At 68.5% G+C, this 20769-nt stretch carries 20 protein-coding genes; 12 read left to right on the top strand and 8 right to left on the bottom strand.

Annotated features, from left to right (window positions below; all coding sequences use genetic code 11):
* Nucleotides 1-148: 148 nt before the first annotated feature.
* The 4 genes from tadA to guaB all read right to left on the bottom strand — a co-directional run bounded on the left by tadA (nt 149) and on the right by guaB (nt 5370).
* The gene (gene tadA, locus PSPA7_RS06445; RefSeq protein WP_012074593.1) at nt 149-697 is read right to left on the bottom strand and encodes a tRNA adenosine(34) deaminase TadA; all 549 of its coding nucleotides are present in this window, start codon (nt 695-697) and stop codon (nt 149-151) included.
* Entirely contained in the window at nt 688-2079 is a 1392-nt protein-coding gene (locus PSPA7_RS06440; protein ID WP_012074592.1) for a multicopper oxidase family protein, read from the bottom strand. Before PSPA7_RS06440 ends, tadA begins: the two co-directional genes overlap by 10 nt.
* Nucleotides 2080-2243: 164 nt before the next feature.
* Nucleotides 2244-3821 (bottom strand): glutamine-hydrolyzing GMP synthase, encoded by a 1578-nt coding sequence (gene guaA, locus PSPA7_RS06435; protein WP_024915449.1) that lies wholly within the window; start codon nt 3819-3821, stop codon nt 2244-2246.
* A 79-nt stretch (nt 3822-3900) separates the two neighbouring features.
* Complete coding sequence (gene guaB, locus PSPA7_RS06430) at nt 3901-5370, bottom strand: IMP dehydrogenase (protein WP_003092702.1); 1470 nt, start codon at nt 5368-5370, stop codon at nt 3901-3903.
* Between the two features lie 263 nt (nt 5371-5633).
* On the opposite strand from guaB, the gene PSPA7_RS06425 reads away from it, so the two are divergent.
* The 4 genes from PSPA7_RS06425 to PSPA7_RS06410 all read left to right on the top strand — a co-directional run bounded on the left by PSPA7_RS06425 (nt 5634) and on the right by PSPA7_RS06410 (nt 9983).
* Nucleotides 5634-6611, top strand: coding sequence for a helix-turn-helix transcriptional regulator (locus PSPA7_RS06425; RefSeq protein WP_012074590.1), 978 nt, complete (start codon nt 5634-5636; stop codon nt 6609-6611).
* Nucleotides 6612-6744: 133 nt separating this feature from the next.
* A complete protein-coding gene (locus PSPA7_RS06420; RefSeq protein WP_012074589.1) occupies nt 6745-7641 on the top strand; it encodes a transporter in 897 nt (298 codons plus the stop codon).
* Nucleotides 7642-7653: 12 nt separating this feature from the next.
* Complete coding sequence (locus tag PSPA7_RS06415; protein ID WP_012074588.1) at nt 7654-8811, top strand: MFS transporter; 1158 nt, start codon at nt 7654-7656, stop codon at nt 8809-8811.
* A gap of 29 nt (nt 8812-8840) precedes the next feature.
* The gene (locus tag PSPA7_RS06410) at nt 8841-9983 is read left to right on the top strand and encodes a histone deacetylase-like amidohydrolase (protein ID WP_012074587.1); all 1143 of its coding nucleotides are present in this window, start codon (nt 8841-8843) and stop codon (nt 9981-9983) included.
* Here the strand turns inward: PSPA7_RS06410 and PSPA7_RS06405 are convergent.
* Nucleotides 9968-10750, bottom strand: coding sequence for a sulfite exporter TauE/SafE family protein (locus PSPA7_RS06405; RefSeq protein ID WP_012074586.1), 783 nt, complete (start codon nt 10748-10750; stop codon nt 9968-9970). The two genes, PSPA7_RS06410 and PSPA7_RS06405, sit on opposite strands and share 16 nt — an antisense overlap.
* A gap of 107 nt (nt 10751-10857) precedes the next feature.
* Here PSPA7_RS06405 and PSPA7_RS06400 point away from each other — a divergent pair, with 107 nt between their 5' ends.
* The 7 genes from PSPA7_RS06400 to PSPA7_RS06370 all read left to right on the top strand — a co-directional run bounded on the left by PSPA7_RS06400 (nt 10858) and on the right by PSPA7_RS06370 (nt 17926).
* Entirely contained in the window at nt 10858-11766 is a 909-nt protein-coding gene (locus PSPA7_RS06400) for a LysR family transcriptional regulator (RefSeq protein WP_012074585.1), read from the top strand.
* Between the two features lie 36 nt (nt 11767-11802).
* Entirely contained in the window at nt 11803-13182 is a 1380-nt protein-coding gene (xseA, locus tag PSPA7_RS06395; RefSeq protein ID WP_003154564.1) for an exodeoxyribonuclease VII large subunit, read from the top strand.
* A 6-nt stretch (nt 13183-13188) separates the two neighbouring features.
* Entirely contained in the window at nt 13189-14124 is a 936-nt protein-coding gene (locus PSPA7_RS06390; protein WP_012074583.1) for a LysR family transcriptional regulator, read from the top strand.
* A 151-nt stretch (nt 14125-14275) separates the two neighbouring features.
* Nucleotides 14276-15316, top strand: coding sequence for a TRAP transporter substrate-binding protein (locus PSPA7_RS06385; RefSeq protein WP_012074582.1), 1041 nt, complete (start codon nt 14276-14278; stop codon nt 15314-15316).
* A 72-nt stretch (nt 15317-15388) separates the two neighbouring features.
* A complete protein-coding gene (locus PSPA7_RS06380) occupies nt 15389-15883 on the top strand; it encodes a TRAP transporter small permease (RefSeq protein WP_012074581.1) in 495 nt (164 codons plus the stop codon).
* Entirely contained in the window at nt 15880-17160 is a 1281-nt protein-coding gene (locus tag PSPA7_RS06375; RefSeq protein WP_012074580.1) for a TRAP transporter large permease, read from the top strand. The genes PSPA7_RS06380 and PSPA7_RS06375 overlap by 4 nt, the downstream gene beginning before the upstream one ends.
* 4 nt (nt 17161-17164) lie before the next feature.
* Complete coding sequence (locus PSPA7_RS06370) at nt 17165-17926, top strand: M15 family metallopeptidase (protein WP_012074579.1); 762 nt, start codon at nt 17165-17167, stop codon at nt 17924-17926.
* Here the strand turns inward: PSPA7_RS06370 and PSPA7_RS06365 are convergent.
* Nucleotides 17923-18876, bottom strand: a complete 954-nt coding sequence (locus PSPA7_RS06365) for a GlxA family transcriptional regulator (RefSeq protein ID WP_012074578.1) — start codon at nt 18874-18876, stop codon at nt 17923-17925. The genes PSPA7_RS06370 and PSPA7_RS06365 overlap by 4 nt on opposite strands.
* Before the next feature lie 120 nt (nt 18877-18996).
* Here PSPA7_RS06365 and PSPA7_RS06360 point away from each other — a divergent pair, with 120 nt between their 5' ends.
* Nucleotides 18997-19626, top strand: a complete 630-nt coding sequence (locus tag PSPA7_RS06360) for a cysteine hydrolase family protein (RefSeq protein WP_012074577.1) — start codon at nt 18997-18999, stop codon at nt 19624-19626.
* Nucleotides 19627-19660: 34 nt separating this feature from the next.
* Here the strand turns inward: PSPA7_RS06360 and PSPA7_RS06355 are convergent, their stop codons facing one another.
* Nucleotides 19661-20233 carry a putative natural product biosynthesis protein gene (locus tag PSPA7_RS06355; RefSeq protein WP_012074576.1) on the bottom strand — a complete coding sequence of 191 codons (573 nt, stop codon included), beginning with the start codon at nt 20231-20233 and terminating at the stop codon, nt 19661-19663.
* 56 nt (nt 20234-20289) lie between these two features.
* Nucleotides 20290-20766: a copper chaperone PCu(A)C gene (locus tag PSPA7_RS06350; protein WP_012074575.1), complete on the bottom strand. Its 477-nt coding sequence runs from the start codon at nt 20764-20766 to the stop codon at nt 20290-20292.
* Nucleotides 20767-20769: the final 3 nt, after the last annotated feature.

Raw genomic sequence — 20769 nt, 5'->3', positions numbered from 1 at the left:
GAAGCGCGCGGCGACTACGACTTTACGCCTATGCCGATCGTCCGAAATATCCGGATAAATAATTGATGCAGATGGCTTTTGAAGGAGAGGAAGGGGCAAGGACGTGCTTTAACGTTTCAGCCGGAGCGTTCGAAAAGAGAAACATCCGTCAGTCTTCGCGAGGCTTCTTCGCCGCTTCGCGCCGCGCGCGGAAGAACGCCGAAAGCGCCTGGCTGCACTCCTCGGCCAGCACGCCGCCCTCGACCATGACCCTGTGGTTGAGATGCTCCTGCTCGAAGAATCGCCCACGACTTTCCACTGCGCCCGACTTGGGTTCGAGCGTGCCGTAAACCAGGCGCTGGATGCGCGCATGGACCAGCAGCCCGGAACACATGCCGCACGGCTCGAGCGTCACATAGAGGGTGCTGCCCGGCAGCCGGTAGTTGCCCGCCTCGGCCGCGGCCATGCGGATCGCCACCATTTCGGCGTGGGCGCTGGGATCGTGGCTGCTGATCGGCTGGTTGAAGCCGCGACCGATGATCTCGCCCTCGCGCACCAGCACCGCGCCCACTGGCACCTCGCCGAGGGCCGCGGCCTTTTCCGCCTCTGCCAGGGCCTCGCGCATGAAATGCGGGTCCCGGCTGCGATCGATGATCGGACGCACGCCTTTTACCGTCGGGTAGCCCTTGCCGTTGCTGATCAGCTTAGTCACCCGCACCAGGCCTCGCCGACCGCGATGGTCCCCATCAGGCCGGTCTCCATATGGTCGATGACGTGGCAGTGGAACATCCACAGGCCCGGATTGTCCGCCACCAGCGCGACGCGGGCGGTCTCGTTCTTGCCCAGCAGGTAGGTGTCGGTGAAGTACGGGACGATCTCCCGACGGTCCGAATCCAGCACCTTGAAGGCCATTCCATGCAGGTGGATCGGGTGCTGGTACTGCGCCATGTTGCGCAGCTCGAAGATGTAGCTCTGGCCTTCCTTGAGCTTGGCCAGCGGCGGCGCGTTGTGCTTGTGCTCCTCGCCGCCTTCCCAGGCCTTGCCGTTGATCTGCCAGAACGACGGATAGGGATTCTTGCCGCTGGTATCGGACATCGCCCCGACCCACTCGAAACGGAAACCGATCTTCTCGGCATTGGCCAGGTCCGGCTCGCTCACCGGATTCTTCGGCAACGGCTTCGGCCAGTCGCCGGCGGGAGCCTCGGCGCTGGCCACGCTGCGGATCGTCGCCAGGCGTACCGGCCCGTCGCGCAGGGACAGCTCGGTGCCCGCCTCCGGCACCTTCAGCGCCAGTTCCAGGCGCATGCCGGGGCCGATCCAGTACTGCCCCTCGAACCCGCGCGGCTCCACCGGATGGCCATCGATGGCGTAGATCCTCGCCTCGCCGTTGGGCAGGTTGAGACGGTAGGTGACGGTATTGTCGACGTTCAGCAGGCGCACCCGGACGATCTGCCCGGCCGGCAGGTCGATGGTCGGCACATGCTTGCCGTTGATCGTCGAATAGCGCCCGCGGGTGCCTTCGCGCGCGGCCTGGCGCGGCACGCTGAAGGGGGTGAAGGCGCCCTGCTCGTCCACGTGCCAGGTCTTCAGGCAGAGAATCTTCTCGTGGCGGAACTCGGTGGGTTCGCGCTCCTCGATGATCAGCGGGCCGACCAGCCCGCGGCCGAGCTGCTCGCTGCTCATCAGGTGCGGGTGGTACCAGTAGCTGCCGGCGTCCGGGGTCCTGAACTGGTAGATGAAACTCTCGCCCGGCTGCACCGGCGGTTGGGAAATGTACGGCACGCCGTCCATCTCGATCGGCAGGCGGATGCCGTGCCAGTGGATGGTGGTCGGCTCGTCCAGCCTGTTGGTGAAGCGTACCCGCAGCCACTCGCCCTGCTTCGCCCGCAGCTCGACGCCGGGGCACTGGCCGCCGTAGGCCAGCGCCGGGCTGGTGAAGCCGGGGACGATCTCCAGGTCCAACGGCGCGGCGATCAGTTCGTAGTCGTATTCCTGCGCCACCTGCGGACGCGCCAGCCAGAGGCGCGCGCCGCCGGCGCCGAGGCCGACCACCGCCAGCCCGGCGAGGCCGCCGAGCACTTGTCTACGGGTAAATGTCATGGAGCCTTCACCTTCGCGGGTACTGCGGCTGGGAAATGATAGATTTTCTCATTTCCCAGCCGACAAGGCGAGCCATCGCTCCGTGCAACTGCCGCTTTGCTGATCCGGAGCAAACGAAAAGGGCAGCCGAAGCTGCCCTTTCCTCTGTCATCGGCGCGATCCGATCATTCCCACTCGATAGTCGCCGGCGGCTTGCTCGACACGTCGTAGGTGACCCGGGAGATGCCGGCGATCTCGTTGATGATGCGGTTCGAGACCTTTTCCAGCAGCTCGTAGGGCAGGTGCGCCCAGCGCGCGGTCATGAAGTCGATGGTTTCCACCGCGCGCAGGGCGACGACCCAGGCATAGCGGCGGCCGTCGCCGACCACGCCGACCGATTTCACCGGCTGGAACACCACGAATGCCTGGCTGGTCTTGTGGTACCAGTCGAAGGCACGCAGTTCCTCGATGAAGATGTGGTCGGCCTGGCGCAGCAGGTCGGCGTATTCCTTCTTCACTTCGCCGAGGATGCGCACGCCCAGGCCCGGGCCGGGGAACGGGTGGCGGTAGACCATGTCGTAGGGCAGGCCCAGCTCCAGGCCGATCTTGCGCACTTCGTCCTTGAACAGCTCGCGCAGCGGCTCGACCAGTTCGAACTGCATGTCCTCCGGCAGGCCGCCGACGTTGTGGTGCGACTTGATCACGTGGGCCTTGCCGGTCTTGGCGCCAGCCGACTCGATCACGTCGGGGTAGATGGTGCCCTGGGCGAGGAACTTCACGTCCTGCAGCTTGGTGGCTTCTTCGTCGAAGACTTCGATGAAGGTGCGGCCGATGATCTTGCGCTTCTCTTCCGGGTCGGCGACGCCGGCCAGGCGACCGAGGAACTTGTCCTCGGCGTTGGCGCGGATCACCTTCACGCCCATGTTCTCGGCGAACATGGCCATCACCTGGTCGCCTTCGTGCAGGCGCAGCAGGCCGTTGTCGACGAACACGCAGGTCAGCTGGTCGCCGATGGCCTTGTGCAGCAGCGCGGCGACCACCGAGGAGTCCACGCCGCCGGAGAGGCCGAGCAGGACCTTGGACGAACCGACCTGGGCGCGCACGGTGGCGATGGCGTCCTCGACGATGTTCGATGGGGTCCACAGCGCGGCGCAGCCGCAGATGTCGAGGACGAAGCGCGAGAGAATGCGCAGGCCCTGCTTGGTGTGGGTGACTTCCGGATGGAACTGCACGCCGTAGTAGGCGCGGGCATCGTCGGCCATGGCGGCGATCGGGCAGCTCGGGGTGCTGGCCAGGATGTGGAAGCCGGCCGGCATCTCGGTGACCTTGTCGCCGTGACTCATCCACACGTCGAGGCCGAGCACGCCGTCGTCGTCCACGTGGTCCTCGATACCGTCCAGCAGGCGCGCCTTGCCGACCACGTCGACGCGGGCGTAGCCGAACTCGCGCAGGTCGGAGCCCTGCACCTTGCCGCCCATCTGCTCGGCCATGGTCTGCATGCCGTAGCAGATGCCGAACAGCGGCACCTTCAGGTCGAACACCGCCTGCGGCGCGCGCGGGCTGTCGGCTTCGTGCACCGACTCGGGACCGCCGGCGAGGATGATGCCGCGCGGGGCGAAGGCGATGATCGCCTCGTCGCTCATGTCGAAGGGATGGATTTCGCAGTACACGCCGATCTCGCGCACGCGGCGGGCGATCAGCTGGGTGTACTGGGAGCCGAAATCGAGGATCAGGATACGGTGGGCGTGAATGTCTTGGGACATGGCCATCTCTCGCTACGGAATTCGAAAACGACACGGGGCTGAATCGAACAGCCCCGTGCAGCACTCATTTCAATCAGCCTCAACCAACCCGGTAGTTGGGGGCTTCCTTGGTGATCTGGACGTCGTGGACATGGGATTCGGCCATGCCCGCGCCGGTGATCCGGACGAACTGCGGCTGCGTGCGCATCTGCTGGATGTCGGCGCTGCCGGTGTAGCCCATGGCGGCGCGCAGGCCGCCCATCAACTGGTGGACGATGGCGGACAGGGCGCCCTTGTACGGCACGCGGCCCTCGATGCCTTCCGGCACCAGCTTCTCGGCGCCGGCGGAGGCATCCTGGAAGTAGCGGTCGGACGAGCCCTGGGAGCCGGACATGGCGCCCAGCGAACCCATGCCGCGGTAGGACTTGTAGGAACGGCCCTGGAACAGCTCGATCTCGCCCGGCGCTTCCTCGGTACCGGCGAACATCGAACCCATCATCACGCAGTAGGCGCCGGCGACCATGGCCTTGGCCAGGTCGCCGGAGAAGCGGATGCCACCGTCGGCGATCAGCGGTACGCCGGTGCCTTCGAGGGCGGCGGCGACGTTGGCGATGGCGGAGATCTGCGGCACGCCGACACCGGCGACGATGCGGGTGGTGCAGATCGAGCCCGGGCCGATGCCGACCTTGACCGCGTCGGCACCGGCCTCGGCGAGAGCCTTGGCGGCCTCGGCGGTGGCGATGTTGCCGCCGATCACCTGGACGTCCGGGAAGGTCTGCTTGACCCAGCGCACGCGCTCGATCACGCCCTTGGAGTGACCGTGGGCGGTGTCCACCACCACCACGTCGACCCCGGCGGCGACCAGCGCGGCGACGCGCTCGCCGGTATCGGCGCCGGTACCGACGGCGGCGCCGACGCGCAGGCGGCCCTGCTCGTCCTTGGACGCCAGCGGGTAGGTCTTGGCCTTCTCGATGTCACGGAAGGTCACCAGGCCACGCAGGTAGAAGTTCTCGTCGACCACCAGCATCTTCTCGATGCGGTTCTCGTAGAGCTTGGCCTTCATTTCTTCCAGCGGGGTGCCTTCGCGGGCGGTGACCAGCTTGTCCTTCGGGGTCATGATCGCAGCGACGGTATCGCCGGCGTTCGGCTTCACCCGCAGGTCGCGACCGGTGACGATACCGACCAGTTCGCCCTGCTCCACCACCGGGAAGCCGGAGAAGCCGTACTCGCGGGCCATCTGCAGCAGTTCGATGATCTTGGTGGAAGGGGTGACGGTGACCGGGTCGCGGACGATGGCGGTCTCGTGCTTCTTGACCTTGCGGACTTCCGCGGCCTGCTGCTCGATGCCCATGTTCTTGTGGATGATGCCGATGCCGCCTTCCTGGGCCATGGCGATGGCCAGGCGGGCTTCGGTCACGGTATCCATCGCGGCGGATACCAGCGGGATGTTCAGTTCGATGCCGCGGGTCAGGCGAGTTTTCAAACTCACGTCCTTGGGCAGGACTTCGGAATAACCGGGGATCAGAAGGACGTCGTCGAAAGTCAGGGCTTCTTGACTGATTCGCAGCATGGCGGGCGCTCCCAGACGGGAAAAATGGAAGCGCGACATTATACCCAGCCACGGGCTTGCGCTCAACGCAGTTGATCGCCGAAAACGGCGGATGGGCAAATATCTTGCAAGGCCAACCCGGGGCCGCGCCGCGCCTGTCCTATCCCGCATCTGCAGGATGGCGGCGCGGCGGCGGATGACCGGATACTGCGGATGTCACCCTGCGACCGCCGATCCGACGGGACGCCGGTTCCAAGAACTATAAAAAGTGGGACGGGGAGAGAATGAAAGGGAGCACTGACCCGCATTCGTCATCCGCAGCCTTGCTCGCGGCATTCAGCGCCGCCGTGCTGGACATCAACCGACTGGCGCGCGACAAGACCCTGGAGCGCTTCCACCGCACCGCGTTGGAACGTCTACAGCGACTGGTGCCGTTCCAGCGCGCCTGGTGGGGCCGCGCGGCGCTGCTCGATGGCGTGCCGGTGGAGCACAGCGCGCACCTGTTCAACCTCGAAAAGCACTATATCGAGGACTGGAAGTCGATCAGCCACGACGACATCACCGTCGGCCTGGTGCACGCCCGGCCGGGCACCGCCGTGGCCGTCGACATGCAGGCCACCGCCGGACTACGCTGGCTTGGCGCGCGTCACCACATCGGTGAATTGCTCTGCGTGATCCACGTCGATCCGATCACCCGCCTCAGCGACCATGTCGCCCTCTATCGCACGCCCGGCGGCCCGCCCTTCGCGGAACAGGAGAAACTGCTCCTCGGGCAACTCTCGGCGCACCTGGCCGCGGCCGTCTCGGCCAACCAGATCCGCACCCTGGTGGCCCTGCGCGAATCCCTCGAACGCCAGGCACTGGCCATGGCGGTATGCGACCGCTACGGCGTGCTGCATTGTGCCGAACGCGGCTTCGTCGACCTGCTGCTCGGCGCCTGGCCGGGCTGGACCGGCCCGCAGATGCCGGAGCCGACCAGCCCGCAAGGCTACCGCGACGGGCGGCTGGTAATCGAATCGCTGCCGGTCGGCGACCTCTACCTGCTCACCGCGCGGCAACCGAGCGCGATCGAACAGTTGAGCAATCGCGAAGGCGACGTCGCCCTGTTGTTCAGCGAAGGCAAGACCTACAAGCAGATCGCCCGCGACCTCGGCCTGGCACCGAACACCGTGCGCCATCACATACGCACCATCTATTCCAAGCTCGGCGTCAACGACAAGGCGAGCATCGCTCACCTGCTGCACCAGTTCCCGCCTGGCTGACAGCCCTCCACCCTGCCATCACCGCTTCGACCGCCCCGCCAAGGGCGGCTTGGGCGCCCTTTCGCCTGCGAAGAGGCGCAACCACCACCGGCGCGACGAACGCTGGGCAGACAACGACCGGGGAGACCGACACATGACCCACCGCACCGCCTCGATGGCCGCACCGCCCGCCAGCGCCCTCGCGCTGCTCGGCATCCAGCTCCTGCTGGGCGCCGAGGCCGGCGCCGCCGACCTCAACGCCCGCGATTTCTTCGGCGCCCCGGCGGGCACCACGCTCGGCGTGCTCTACCTGCCGGCGACCCGCGCCCATGAGTTCCACGGGCCGGCCGATCGCAACGGCAAGGCCGAACTGAAGACCAACGCGGTGGCCTACCGCCAGGTGTTCTTCAGCGACCTCTGCGGCCCCCTCTGCACGCCGCAGTTCATCATTCCCTTCGTCGACATCGATGCGCGCCTGCCCGGCACCGCCGGGCATGCCGGCGAGACCGGTTTCGGCGATCCCCAGGTCGGCGGCACCCTGTTTTTCGTCAACGACCCGGAACGGCGCCGCTACAGCGGCCTGCTGACCCTGATCACCCTGCCGCTGGGCGAGTACCACGCGAAGAACCCCGATGTCTCGCCCGGCGCCAACCGCTGGGGCGCCACCTTCGTCTACAACTACACCCGGGGCATCGGCCGCGACTGGGTGCTGGAAGCCAACCTGGAAGCGCAGTTCTACGCGAAGAACGACGACTACTTCGGCAGCGACCTGGAACAGGAACCGCTCTATCGCCTGCAAGCCTTCGCCTCCTACGACTTCAGCCAGAGCACCTACGGCGCCCTCAAGCTGGTGCACGCCGATGGCGGCGAACTGAAGCTGCAAGGTCATACCCTCGACGACACCCACCAGCGCTACACCCAGCTCGGCTTCGAGCTCGGCCACTGGCTGGACCGGCGCAACGGCCTGATGTTCGGTCTCTCGCGCAACGTCGCCACCGACAATGCTTTCCATGGCAGCCAGGCCCTGTTGCGCCTGGTCCATGTGTTCTGAGGAGGCGCAGCCATGAACGCTTCCGACAAGACCCTCGCCAGCGCCTCTCCGGTGTCCGGCAACCTCGCGCTGCTCGCGGCCATCGTGGTGTTCGCCGCGATAACCCCGACCATCCTGATGACCGCCCCCGCCGTCGCCGCGCAACTGGCGGCCCAGTGGCAACTGAGCCCGGCGCGGGTCGGCGACCTGTTTTCGGTGGAGCTGGGCGCCATGAGCCTGGCGACGCTGCCGGCCTTCCATTGGCTGCAACGCGTCGATTGGCGCCACGCGGCGCTGCTCGCCGGCCTGCTGTTCATCGCCGCCAACCTGGCCTCGGCGCTGGCCGGCAGCTACCCGCTGCTGCTCGCCCTGCGTTTCTGCAGCGCCCTCGCCGGCGGCTCGCTGATGATCCTCTGCCTGTCCAGCGCCGCCAGCACCGCCACCCCGAGCCGGGTCTACGGGCTCTGGGTGATGGGCCAACTGGTGGTCGGCGCCGTCGGCCTGGCGCTGCTGCCGGCGCTGTTCGAACGCTTCGGCCTGGCCGCCTGCTACCTGTTGCTGGCTGGCCTGATGGGCCTCGCCCTGCCGTTGTCGCGGGCCTTCCCCAGTGGCAGCCCACCGGCGGAAGCCCGCACCAGTGCCGGCGCGACTCACTCGCGACTGCGGGTCGGGCTGGGCATCCTCGCCGTGCTCACCTTCTATATCAGCCTCAGCGGTGTCTGGACCTTCATCGGCGCCATCGCCGAAGGCGCGGGGATCGGAGCCGGCGCCAGCGGCGAGGTACTCGCCGTCGCCACTCTGATGGGCATCGCCGGGGCGGCCTGCGCCTCCTTCATCGGCAACCGCCTGCCGCGCGACCTGATGCTGCTCGGCGGCTACCTGGCGATGGCCGCGGCGATCCTCCTGCTGATCGGCCAGCCGCCGCTGGCGCGCTTCGCCCTGGCCGCGCTGCTGTTCAAGTTCACCTGGACCTTCGCCCTGCCGTTCATCCTCGCCTGCCTCGCCGACCTGGACCGCTCCGGCCGCCTGATGAACGCCTCCAACCTGGTCATCGGCGGCGGGCTGGCCATCGGCCCGGCGCTGGCCGGACGACTCATCGAAAGCAGCGGCGGTTTCCTCCCGCTGCTGCCGATCGCCGCCGGCCTGGCCGGCCTCTCGTTGCTGCTGGCCCTGGCCTGCCGGCCACGCTGAAACCCTCTCCCGAACCACGGATATCCACCATGAGCCGACGTACCGCTTTCTTCTTCGACGAACTCTGCCTCTGGCACGCCGCCGGCCCGCACGCGCTGACCCTGCCGGTCGGCGGCTGGGTGCAACCGCCCGCCGCCGCCGGACACGCCGAATCACCGGAAACCAAGCGCCGGCTGAAAAGCCTGCTCGACGTGTCCGGCCTGACCGCCCGCCTGCAACTGCGCAGCGCGCCGCCGGCGAGCGACGAGGACCTGCTGCGCGTGCATCCGGCGCACTATCTGGAACGTTTCAAGGCGTTGAGCGACGCCGGCGGCGGCAGCCTCGGCCAGGACGCGCCGATCGGCCCGGGCAGCTACGAGATCGCCCGACTCTCCGCCGGCCTGGCCATCGCCGCGCTGGATGCGGTGCTCGCCGGCGAAGCGGACAACGCCTATGCGCTGTCGCGTCCGCCAGGTCACCACTGCCTGCCGGACCAGGCGATGGGCTTCTGCTTCTTCGCCAACATCGCCGTGGCCATCGAGGCGGCCAAGGCTCGCCACGGCGTCGAGCGGGTCGCGGTACTGGACTGGGACGTGCACCACGGCAACGGCACCCAGGCGATCTACTACCGGCGCGACGACGTGTTGAGCATTTCCCTGCACCAGGACGGCTGCTTCCCGCCTGGCTACAGCGGCGCCGAAGACATCGGCGAGGATCGCGGTCGCGGCTTCAACCTCAACGTTCCGCTGCTTCCCGGCGGCGGACACGATGCCTACATGCAGGCCATGCAACGCATCGTGTTGCCGGCGCTGGAGCGCTTCCGCCCGCAATTGATCGTGGTCGCCAGTGGCTTCGACGCCAACGCGGTGGACCCGCTAGCGCGCATGCAATTGCACAGCGACAGCTTCCGGGCGCTGACCGCGATGGTCCGCGACGCGGCCGAGCGGCATGCAGGCGGACGCCTGGTGGTGGTCCACGAAGGCGGCTACTCGGAAGCCTACGTGCCGTTCTGCGGGCTGGCGGTGATCGAAGAACTCAGCGGCGTGCGCAGCGCGGTGCGCGACCCGCTGCGCGACTTCATCGAGTTGCAGCAGCCCAACGCGGCGTTCCGCGACTTCCAGCGCCAGCGCCTCGAAGAGCTGGCCGCACAGTTCGGCCTGTGCCCGGCGCAGCCGCTTCAAGCGGCCAGGTAGCGCCCGACCAGCGCCAGGCCGCTGCACAGCACCAGCCAGGTGACCAGGCGGACGAAGGCTTCACGCGACAGACGCAGGGTCACCCGGCGACCGATCCACAGGCCCAGCGCCATGCCCGGCAGCAGGCAGGCGGCGAGCAGCCAGGACTCGCGCGCGGCATACAGCCCGGCGAGCAGGAACAGCCCCAGGCGGACGAAGGTGCTACAACCGATCAGCGCGCTCTGGGTGGCGCGCATCTGCTCCTTGCTCGCCAGGCGTCCGTTCAGGTACAGCGAATAAAGGAAGCCGCCGCTGCCGAACAACGCGCCGAACAGCCCGCCGAAGACACCGAAGGGCAACGCCCAGGTCGCCCGCCAGCGCGGCTGGCCGCGTGGCTGGAGGAACAGCGCGTAAAGCGCATGGAGACTGACGAACACGCCGAGAGCCAGCATCAGCAGCTCCGCGCGTAGCGCCAGAAGTCCGTATGCCCCCAGCGCGCAGCCCAGCAGCATGCAGGGCAGCAGACGCTTGAGCTCAGTGACGGCGACCTGCCGCCGCGCCGGCAGCCAGTTGCCGAACGATGCGCTGAAATCCAGCAGGACCAGCAGCGGAATGATCTGCGACAGCGGCAGCACTCCGGCCAGCAACGGGCCGGCAACCAGCGCGGTGCCGAAGCCGGCGATGCCGAACACCACATAGGCGAGGACGATGGCCAGTTCGACCAGCAGCCATTGCCACAGGTTGAACGGCAGGGCGGCGAACAGGACTGACGGATCGAGCGAGGACATGGCGGCTCCCGGAACGACGACCCGCGCACTCTAGCGAGCGCAACGGCGCGCCAGCCAATACAATCCGAGCCCTGTAGCCATCTCGAAAAGGCATGGGGAATCTTCCGATGATCTCTTTGCGGCAACTCCATTATTTCGTCGAAATCGTCGAGTCCGGCGGCTTCAGCCGTGCCGCCGAACGCCTGTTCGTCGCCCAGTCGGCGCTCAGCCGGCAGGTGCGTGAACTGGAGGACAGCATCGGCACCCCACTGCTGCGCCGCGGTCCGCGCCAGGTCGAGCTGACCCCGGCCGGCCGCGCCTTCCTGCCCCGCGCGCAGCGCCTGCTCGGCGACCTGGAAGCCGCCCGGCGCCTGGCCCGCGAGGTCGGCGAAGGCGGCCATGGCCTGCTGCGCCTGGGGCATTCCAGCTCGGTGCCGCTGGTAGACGGTCTGCAAGCGGCGCTGCGCGGCTACCTCGCGGCGCAGAGCGGCGTCCGCCTGGAACTGACCCAGCAATCCTCCGAGCAGCAGCTCGCCGATCTCGCCGAAGGCCGCCTGGACGTCGGCCTGCTGCGCCTGCCGGTGCTGCGCCAGCATCCCCGGCTGCACCTGCGCGCCCTGTACCGCGAGCCGTTGCTCCTGGCTCTCGCCGCCGACCATCCGCTGGCCCGCCGTGAAACCCCCGTGGCCCTGGCCGCCCTGGCCGGAGAAACCTTCGTCTCCATTCCCCACCTGCAACGCGGTGGCCTCAGCTATCGCGCCGCCGAACTCTGCCTCGGCGCCGGTTTCTACCCACGCCCGGCGCGCGCGCTGTCGCGCAAGACCAGCCAGTTGCAACTGATCGAGGCCGGCTTCGGCGTCGCCCTGGTGCCCGCCTCGATGCGCGCCATCGCTCCGCCCGCCGTGCGCTTCCTGCCCCTGGCCGAGGCCGAGGCATACAGCGAGGTGGCGCTGGCCTGGCGACGCGACGATAGCCCCCTGGTGGAAGGCTTCGTCGAATATTTCCTGGAGAATCTGCCGAACGAAGCCAAGGATTGATCGCACATCGCGGTGCGCCGCCTTATCATGCCGCCCATGCGTAACGATCCCTTCCAACGGCTCGGCCTCGATCGCGAGGTGCTGACCGTCAGCCAACTGAACCAGCGCGCCCGCCTGCTGCTGGAAGACGTGTTCCCGCAGGTGTGGGTCGAGGGCGAACTGTCCAACCTCGCCCGACCGGCCTCCGGACATGTCTACTTCACCCTCAAGGACAGCAACGCGCAGATTCGCTGCGCGCTGTTCCGGCAGAACGCCCAGCGCGTACGCCAGGCCTTGCGCGACGGCCTAGCGGTCAAGGTGCGCGGAAAGATCTCGCTGTTCGAGGGACGCGGCGACTACCAGTTGATCGCCGATACCGTCGAGCCGGCCGGCGACGGCGCCCTGCGCCTGGCCTTCGAGGCATTGAAGGAAAAACTCGCCGGCGAAGGCCTGTTCGCCAGCGAACGCAAGCGTCCGCTGCCCGCCCATCCGCGTCGCATCGGTATCGTCAGTTCGCCCAGCGGGGCGGTGATCCGCGACATCATCAGCGTGTTCCGTCGCCGCGCGCCGCAGGTCGAGCTGACCCTGGTGCCCACCGCCGTGCAGGGCCGCGAGGCCGTCGCGCAGATCGTCCGCGCCCTGCAACTGGCCGACCGGCAAGGCTTCGACGCGCTGATCCTGGCCCGTGGCGGCGGTTCCCTGGAAGACCTCTGGTGCTTCAACGAAGAAGCGGTGGCGCGCGCCGTGGCAGCCTGCGCCACGCCGATCGTCAGCGCGGTCGGCCACGAGACCGACGTATCGATCAGCGACTTCGTCGCCGACGTGCGCGCACCGACTCCCTCGGCCGCCGCCGAACTGCTGGCGCCCAACGCCGGCGACCTGCAGCAGCGTCTCGATGGCCTGCGCCGGCGCCTGGTGCTGCGCATGCGCGACCAGTTGCTGCGCGAACGCCTGCGCCTGGAAGGCGTCGCCCGCCGCCTGCGCCATCCCGGCGAACGCCTGCGCCAGCAGGCGCAGCGCCTGGACGACCTGGACATGCGCCTGCGCCGTGCCTTCGAGCGCCAGCTGGCGGTCCGCCACGAACGCCTGGTCCGCCTGGAGACGCGCCTCGCCGCGCAGCATCCGGGCCGCACCCTGGCGCTGCTCCGGCAGAAGCTCGACAGCCTCGCCGCGCGCCTGCCGCGCGCCGCCCACGAGGTACTGAAGGATCGTCGCCGGCGCCTCGAAGGACTGGCGCAGACGCTCAACGTGGTCAGCCCGCTGGCGACCCTGGGCCGCGGCTACAGCATCCTCCTCGACGAGCGTGGCCGGGCGATCCGCGATGCCGGCCAGGCCCAGCCGGGACAGCGCCTGAAGGCGCGCCTGGCGGAAGGCGAACTGGAGGTGCGGGTCGAGGACAACCACCGGACCCCGGTCACCCTGTCTCTGCTGGACTGAGCCGCGATGATCCGCCTCAGCCAACGGGCCCTGGCCTACCTCAACGAGGTGATCCACCACGGCTCTCTACGCCGCGCCGCCCAGCACCTGAACATCGACCCCTCGGCCATCAGCCGGCAGCTCGCCAGCCTGGAGGAACATCTCGGCGTGCGCCTCCTGCAACGCACGCCGCAGGGCGTGGCGCCTACCGAGGCCGGCGAGCTGCTGGTGGCGCACTACCGCCAGCAACGGGCCAACGAAGAGGGCGTGCTGTCGCGTCTGTCGGCCCTGCAGGGGCTGCGCCAGGGCAAGGTGCGCCTGGCGGTCGGCGAAGGTTTCATCGCCGACCTGATCTCCCAGCCATTGCAGAGTTTCATCCTGCGCTACCCCGGCATCGAGCTGGAAGTGCGCATGGCCGGGGCCAACGAAGGCGTGGCGCTGGTCAAGGAAGACGCCGTCGACCTGGCGCTGGTCTACGCCCCGGTCGAGGACGGCGAGCTGGACGTGCACGTCGACACCCGCCAGCCCCTCGACCTGATCATCCCCGCCAACCATGCCCTCGCCGGACACCGCGGCGCGGTGCCGATGCGCGCGCTGCGCAACGAGTCGCTGGCGTTGATCCACAACAGCACCGGCATGGGCCAACTGGCGGTGATCGCCGCGCAACTGGAGCGCATCGAGCTAAGGCCGAAGCTGCGTACCAACTCGGTGGCGGTGCTGACCAATTTCGTCAAGTCCGGCATCGGCGTGGCCTTCATGCCGGAACTGACGGTCAGCCACGAGATCGAGGCCGGGCACATCCGTTGCCTGCCGCTGGCCCATCCGGCGCTGCGCGACGCCCGCGCGCGGATCGTCAGCCACAAGGGCCGCGAGCTGACCGTGGCGGCGATCGCCTGCCTGGAGCACCTGCGCCGGGGCATGCGCTTCTTCAGTGGCGACGCGCCCGGCCTCGCGCAGCGCTGAGGCGTTGTCTTTTTCGCATCACGTCCGGACTTGAATAGTCAACGAGACAACGGCTAGCGTTGCTTCGCTTTCGTGCGAGCACCCGGCCCCGCGCCCCGACAAGAAGTGCCGCCGATCCCTCGACCGTTCGGACTGCCATAAGGAAAACAACATGCACACGAATCCGCGCCGCGGCCTCGCCCGCCGCTTCGCCGCCGGACTGCTGGCCGCCGCCCTGGGCCTGGGCGGCAGCCTCGCCCAGGCCGCCACTACCCTCAACCTGAGCTATAACGGCGCCGCCGACAGCGAGAAGAACCTGGTGCACCTGTTCGCCAGCAACCTCAAGCGCCTGGCCGAGGAAAAGAGCGGTGGCGACCTGCAGTTCAAGCTCTACCCCAACAGCATGCTCGGCGAAGAGGAGCAGCGCATGGAACAGGTGATGACCGGCCCCGGGCTGAACATCGCCTCCTTCGCCGGGATCGCCCCGCTGTTCCCGGAGATCTACGTCAGCGCCACGCCCTTCATGTTCAAGGACGCCGCCGCGGCCCACGCCTTCTTCGACCGCGGCAGCTACTGGCAGGCCGCCCGCGAGGCCTTCCGCGAGCGCACCGGCACCGAACTGCTGGCGGTGGTCGAGGAAGGCGGCTTCCTCAACTTCACCAACGGCAAGAAGCCGATCCACGGCCCGGCGGACTTCCAGGGCCTGCGCTTCCGCGCCATGGACCCCAGCCAGGTGGCGCTCTACGAAGCCTTCGGCGCCTCCGGCACGCCGATCCCCTGGACCGAGCTGTACATGGGCCTGCGCACCGGCGTCGCCGACGGCCAGATGAACCCGACCTCCTACATCATCCTCGGCAGCCTCTACCAGGTGCAGAAGTACCTGACCCTGGCCAACATCCAGTACTCCGACCAGTTCCTGGTGGCCAACGGCGATCTGCTCGCCAGCCTCCCCGCCAAGGACCGCCAGGCCCTGCTCGACGCCGCTGCCGAAGCCACCCGGCTGAACCGCGAGGCGGTCGCCGCCCAGCAGGAACGCGACCTGGCGTTCCTCAAGGAAAAGGGCATGCAGATCATCCAGCCGTCCGCCGATGACCTCGCCGCCTTCCGCGCGAAAGGCCAGCCGTCCTACCTGGCCTGGCTGAAGACCCAGGACATCGAGCCACGCTGGACCGAGATGGCCTTCCGCGACGCCGGTCTCGCCACCGCCCCCTGACCTTCGCGCGTTGCCCCCGACGGCCGTCGCCGTCGGCCGGGCGCGCCTGTCCGACTTTCCGGAGTACCTCCCATGCCGTCATTGCTCAAGGGCATGCGCGCCGCGTTGCTGAACCTCGCCACGCTGCTGTTGCTGCTCGACCTCGCCCTGCTCATCTACGGGGTGTTCGCCCGCTACCTGCTCGGCAGTTCGCCGATCTGGATGGACGAACTGGCCCGCTACCTCATCATCGGCGCCGTGATGCTGGCGCTCGGCGCGGTGTGGATGGAAGGCGGACACATGCGCGTCAACCTGCTGGAACAGCATCTGCCGCCGCGTCTGGCGCAGGTCCTCAGGCTCTACCAGTGGCTGCTGGCGCTGGCCTTCTTCGCCTTCGCCGCCTGGGTCAGCACCCGCTACGCGCTGAACGCCGGGCGCTTCCGCAGCCTCGGTCTGGGCGTCAGCCGCACCTGGCCGTTGCTCAGCCTGCCGCTCGGCTTCGGCCTGCTGACCCTCATGCTGTTGCTCCAGGGCCCCTGGCCGCGGCAGCCGGCCAGCACCACCGTCGAGGGAGGGTCGCAGGCATGATGGCCATCGCCATGATCGCGGCCTTCGTGGTCAACCTCCTGCTCGGCCTGCCGCTGTTCCTCTGCCTGCTGCTCACCGCGCTGGTGGGGTTCCTCTTCGTCGACCCGGCGCTGTTCGCCAACACCTTGCCGCAACGCTTCTTCGGCGGCATGGACATCTTCTCGCTGATGGCGATCCCGCTGTTCGTGCTGGCCGGCAACCTGATGAACCATTCCGGCATGACCCCGCGCCTGATGCGCCTGGCCAACGCCCTGGTCGGCCACTTCCGTGGCGGCCTCGGCCACGTCAACGTGGTCGCCGGGGTGTTCTTCGCCGGGGTCAACGGCTCCGCCGCGGCCGACGCCTCGGCGCTCAGCACCCTGCTGGTGCCGGCGATGGAGAAGGAGGGCTACTCGCGGCGCTTCGCCGCCGGGCTGACCGCCGGCAGCTCGCTGATCGGCCCGATCATCCCGCCAAGCATCTTCATGATCCTCTATTCCTCGCTGACCAACACCTCGGTGGGCGAGCTGTTCCTCGCCGGGGTGATTCCCGGCCTGCTGCTGGCCGCCGCCTTCATGCTGCTGAACGCGCTGTACGCCTACCGCAACGGGCTGCAGGCACGCCACGCGGCGCCGGCCTGGGGCGAGATCCTGGCGGCGCTGTCCGGTGCCCTGACCGCGCTCATCGCGCCGGTGATCATCGTCGCCGGGATCGTCCTCGGCCTGGTCACGCCCACCGAGTCGGGCGCCCTGATCGCTCTCTACGTGGCGCTGGTCGGCCTGCTCCAGCGCCAGCTGAGCCTGGCCGGGCTGTGGAACTCGCTGCGCGAGACGGTACGCCTGACCACCGCCATCTACGTGATCATCGCCGCCGCCTCGGTGGTCAACTGGCTGCTCAACTACGCCCAGGTCGCCAGCGAGTTCGCCCGGTTGCTGGAGCCGTTCGGCCACTCGCCGACCCTGATGCTGTTCATCATCAGCGCGGTCATCTTCATCTGCGGCATGCTCATGGAAGAGGTCTCGGTGCTGATGCTGCTGACGCCGATCGTCGCCCCGGTGGCGCTGGCCGCCGGCGTCGATCCGGTACACCTCGGGCTGATCTTCACCCTGAACATCACCATCGCCCTGATCACCCCGCCGATGGGGGCCTGCCTGTTCATCGTGGCGACCATCAGCCGCCTCGATATCCTGGAAATGTTCAAGGGTATCTGGCCGTTCATCCTGGTCGCCCTGGGGGTGCTGTCGCTGCTGATCCTGTTCCCGTCCCTGACCCTGTGGCTGCCACGCCTGCTCAACTGACACCATGACCGACTTCACCCAAGCCATCCCCGTTCTCCCGGAGCCCGACTGGCACGCCGTGGCCGGCATCCCCATCGTCGATGCCGGCACGCCGCTGGAAGCGCTCGGGCTGAGCCGCGACTTCAGCGTCTGGCCGGCCTACCACAAGCTCGGCATTCCTCACGCGATCCCGGAATGCCACGCTCGCGGCGAGGTCTTCGAGCGTCTCCTGCGGGTCGCCGCCGGCCTCCCCGATGGCGTGCGCCTGGTGGTGCTGGACGCCTGGCGCCCGTTCGCCGTGCAGCAGTATCTCTACGACAGTCTGTCCAGCGCCCTCTCCGCGCACTACCCGGAGGCCGGCGAGGCAGAGCTGGAACGGCTCACCCGCCAGTTCGTCTCGCCGCCGAGCAGCCGCCGCGAAGCGCCCAGCCCGCATCTCACCGGCGGCGCGGTGGACGTCACCCTGTGCGACGCCCAGGGCCGCTGGCTGGACATGGGCAGCGCCTTCGACGAGGCGGTACCGGCGTCCTACAGCGCCTACTTCGAGCAGATCGCGCAGCCCGACGCGCGCCAGCGACGCGTCCGCGATCACCGTCGCCTGCTCTACCACGCGATGCTCGACGCTGGTTTCAGCAATCTGCCCAGCGAATGGTGGCACTACGATTACGGCGACCAGCTCTGGGCCTGGCACACCGGCGCGGCGCAGGCGCTGTTCGGCCCCGCGCAGTTGCAGGCGATGGACGCGCTCTGGCGCCAGCAGTTGCAGAAGCGCCCTCCCGCGGACTAGGAAGCGAAGGCGCGCCGATAACCCAGCGGCGGCACGCCGAACGCAGCGGAAAACCGCTGGCGCAACGATACCGCCGAACCGAAGCCGGCCAGCTCGGCGATCGCCTGCACCGAATGCTCCGTGGTCTCCAGCAGGCGCTGGGCCAGGGCCAGGCGCTCGGCCTGGAGCCACTGGCTGACGGTGGTGCCGGTGAGCTGGCGGAAGTGCCGGGTGAAGGTCCGCCGGCTCATCAGCACCCGCCGCGCCAGGCTGTCCAGGCTGTGCGGCTGGTCGAGGTTCTGCCGCAGCCACACCAGCAGGTCGCCGAGACGGCCGTCCTGGGCGCTGTCCGGCAGCGGCTGCTCGATGAACTGGGCCTGGCCGCCCTGCCGATGCGGCGCCACCACCAGGCGCCGGGCCAGGTGGTTGGTGGTCTGCGCGCCGAGGCGCTGGCGCACCAGGTGCAGGCAGCAGTCGATGCCGGCGACGGTACCCGCCGAGGTCAGCAGGCCGTCGTCCTCGATGTACAGCACGTCGGGCTCCACCCGTACCGCGGGAAAGCGCCCGGCGAAATCCTCCGCCCACATCCAGTGGGTGGTGGCCCGGCGACCGTCGAGCAAACCGGCCTCGGCCAGCACGAAGGCCCCCAGGCACAGGCCCACCAGTTGCGCGCCGCGTGCACGGGCCGCGTTCAGCGCCTCGAGCAGCGCTTGTGGCGGACGCTCGTGTGGATCGCGCCAGCTCGGCACGATCACGGTCTGCGCCTCGGCCAGCGCTTCCAGCCCGGCCTCGGCTTCGATGGTGAACCCCACCGTGGTTCGCAGCCGGCCCGGCTCGGCGGCGCAGACACGCAGGTCGAAGGCCTGCGCGCAGGGGTCGTAGCACTCCTGGCCGAACACCAGGCAGGGCACCGACAGGTGGAACGGACTGATGCGGTCGAAGGCCACCACGGCCACGGACTGGCGGGACATGCGCACCTCGGTGGGTATGAGCGGGTTGGCCCGATTCTAGCGAAAGTTGTCTCCCAGGCCACTCACCCGGCACGCCGCGCCGGGACGAGAATCTTCCTAACCCACCCAGGAGGAAACCCCATGTCCGCACCACAACCCAAACGCGCCCTGCTGGTCATCGACGTGCAGAACGAATACGTCAGCGGCAACCTGCGCATCGAATACCCCGCGATCCAGTCGTCGCTGCAACGCATCGGCGCCGCCATGGACGGCGCCCACGCGGCGGGCATCCCGATCGTCGTGGTGCAACACCTGGCGCCGGCGGATTCGCCGCTGTTCGCCCGCGGCAGCGAGCAGGCCGAGCTGCATGAAGTGGTCGCCTCGCGGCCCTACCAGCACAAGGTGGAGAAGGAACTGGCCAGTTCCTTCGTCGGCACCGGGCTGGGCGACTGGCTGCGCGAACGCGACATCGACACCCTCGCCGTGGTCGGCTACATGACCCAGCACTGCGACGACTCGACCATCCGCCAGGCGATCCACGAAGGCTGGCAGGTGGAATACCTGCACGACGCCAGCGGCTCGGTGCCCTACCGCAACCGCGCCGGCCAGGCCAGCGCGGAAGAGATCCACCGAATCTTCGGCATCGTCCTGCAGTCGTCCTTCGCCGCCGTGCTCAGCACCGAGGAATGGCTGGAAAGCCTCGCCGGCCGGCACGTTCCGGAACGCGACAACATCTACGACTCCAACCAGCGGGCCCTGGCCAACCGCTGAAACGGCGCCGCCCCGCACGCGGGGCGGCGAGCGCTCAACCGACCAGCGAGCCGCGTGCCGGCAACGGCTTCCAGCCCGGGAACTCGCGCAGCCGCGGGTCAGGCACCGCGCAATAGGCGAATGTCCAGTTCGGCGCCGGCAGGTCCAGGCGCTCCAGCGGCACGCGCGTGCCGGCGCCGGCCTGCGGCGCCTTCCAGTCCTGGGTGATGTGCGCACCGCCCTGGCTGGCCAGTAGGATGCCGCGGTTGGCGCTGGTGTCGTCCACCGTCCAGCGCGCGGCGGAGGCGTCCATCAGCACCTCCAGGTGCTCGTCGGTCACCTTGGCGCCGAACGGCGACTGCAACAGCCAGCAGTACAGGCGCAGATGCATCGCCCAGTTCCAGGCGGCCTTCTGCTCGGCCGCCCATTGCAGGAAGCCGCGCAGGATGGTCAGGCCATCCGGCGGATCGATCTTCAGCAGTTCCGGGCAGAGATCGTAGAGGTGGTGCCAGGCGCTGCTCAGGCGCTTGTTGAGCTGGTCCGGACGCAGCGTGGAATGCTTCGGCGGCAGGCCGGGGGCCACCACCAGGCCGGTCTGTACCGGCAAGGGAGATCTGTTGCTGTTCATGCTCTGAACCTCGCACGCAAAGGCGGGGCGCCAGGCGCCCCTGCTCGACACGGCGCTCAGTGGCCGTGCTGCTCGTACCCGCCCTGTTCGGCCGGCGCCTTGGACTCGACGACGATTTCCACCGGCACCTCGCCGGCCTTGCGGAAATGCAGCGTCAGCGGGAAGCGCTCGCCGGCCACCAGTGGCTGCTTCAGGCCCATCAGCATCAGGTGGTAGCCGCCGGGGGCGAAGCGCAGGTCCTTGCCTGGCGCGACGTCGACGCTGTCGACTTTCTGCATGCTCATCATGCCGTTCCTGTGCACATGCTCGTGCACCTCGGCGGACGCCGCGCGCGGGGTATCGGCGCCGACCAGGGTGTCGTTTTCCTTGCCGTGGTTCTGCACCACGAAATACGCCGCGCCGTTCGGCGAGGTCGGCGGCAGGGCCAGCGCCCAGGGGTGTTCGATGTGCAGCTGGCCAGCATTGTATTCGTGGGCCTGGGCGACGGCGGAAACGGCCAGCAGGGCGACGGCTGCGAAGAAGGATGTGCGCATGGG

The organism is Pseudomonas paraeruginosa PA7 (genome assembly GCF_000017205.1).
Taxonomy (GTDB): domain Bacteria; phylum Pseudomonadota; class Gammaproteobacteria; order Pseudomonadales; family Pseudomonadaceae; genus Pseudomonas; species Pseudomonas paraeruginosa.
This window is presented reverse-complemented; position numbering and strand designations above follow the sequence as displayed.

Bases quoted from the DNA above. Each gene is read 5' to 3' on its own strand.
- PSPA7_RS06415 (WP_012074588.1), top strand. From the start codon at position 7,654: ATGAACGCTTCCGACAAGACCCTCGCCAGCGCCTCTCCGGTGTCCGGC.
- PSPA7_RS06420 (WP_012074589.1), top strand. From the start codon at position 6,745: ATGACCCACCGCACCGCCTCGATGGCCGCACCGCCCGCCAGCGCCCTC.
- guaA (WP_024915449.1), bottom strand. From the start codon at position 3,821: ATGTCCCAAGACATTCACGCCCACCGTATCCTGATCCTCGATTTCGGC.
- guaB (WP_003092702.1), bottom strand. From the start codon at position 5,370: ATGCTGCGAATCAGTCAAGAAGCCCTGACTTTCGACGACGTCCTTCTG.
- PSPA7_RS06390 (WP_012074583.1), top strand. From the start codon at position 13,189: ATGATCCGCCTCAGCCAACGGGCCCTGGCCTACCTCAACGAGGTGATC.
- PSPA7_RS06355 (WP_012074576.1), bottom strand. From the start codon at position 20,233: ATGAACAGCAACAGATCTCCCTTGCCGGTACAGACCGGCCTGGTGGTG.
- PSPA7_RS06385 (WP_012074582.1), top strand. From the start codon at position 14,276: ATGCACACGAATCCGCGCCGCGGCCTCGCCCGCCGCTTCGCCGCCGGA.
- PSPA7_RS06360 (WP_012074577.1), top strand. From the start codon at position 18,997: ATGTCCGCACCACAACCCAAACGCGCCCTGCTGGTCATCGACGTGCAG.
- PSPA7_RS06405 (WP_012074586.1), bottom strand. From the start codon at position 10,750: ATGTCCTCGCTCGATCCGTCAGTCCTGTTCGCCGCCCTGCCGTTCAAC.
- PSPA7_RS06410 (WP_012074587.1), top strand. From the start codon at position 8,841: ATGAGCCGACGTACCGCTTTCTTCTTCGACGAACTCTGCCTCTGGCAC.
- PSPA7_RS06365 (WP_012074578.1), bottom strand. From the start codon at position 18,876: ATGTCCCGCCAGTCCGTGGCCGTGGTGGCCTTCGACCGCATCAGTCCG.
- PSPA7_RS06425 (WP_012074590.1), top strand. From the start codon at position 5,634: ATGAAAGGGAGCACTGACCCGCATTCGTCATCCGCAGCCTTGCTCGCG.
- PSPA7_RS06440 (WP_012074592.1), bottom strand. From the start codon at position 2,079: ATGACATTTACCCGTAGACAAGTGCTCGGCGGCCTCGCCGGGCTGGCG.
- PSPA7_RS06370 (WP_012074579.1), top strand. From the start codon at position 17,165: ATGACCGACTTCACCCAAGCCATCCCCGTTCTCCCGGAGCCCGACTGG.
- PSPA7_RS06400 (WP_012074585.1), top strand. From the start codon at position 10,858: ATGATCTCTTTGCGGCAACTCCATTATTTCGTCGAAATCGTCGAGTCC.
- PSPA7_RS06380 (WP_012074581.1), top strand. From the start codon at position 15,389: ATGCCGTCATTGCTCAAGGGCATGCGCGCCGCGTTGCTGAACCTCGCC.
- PSPA7_RS06350 (WP_012074575.1), bottom strand. From the start codon at position 20,766: ATGCGCACATCCTTCTTCGCAGCCGTCGCCCTGCTGGCCGTTTCCGCC.
- xseA (WP_003154564.1), top strand. From the start codon at position 11,803: ATGCGTAACGATCCCTTCCAACGGCTCGGCCTCGATCGCGAGGTGCTG.
- PSPA7_RS06375 (WP_012074580.1), top strand. From the start codon at position 15,880: ATGATGGCCATCGCCATGATCGCGGCCTTCGTGGTCAACCTCCTGCTC.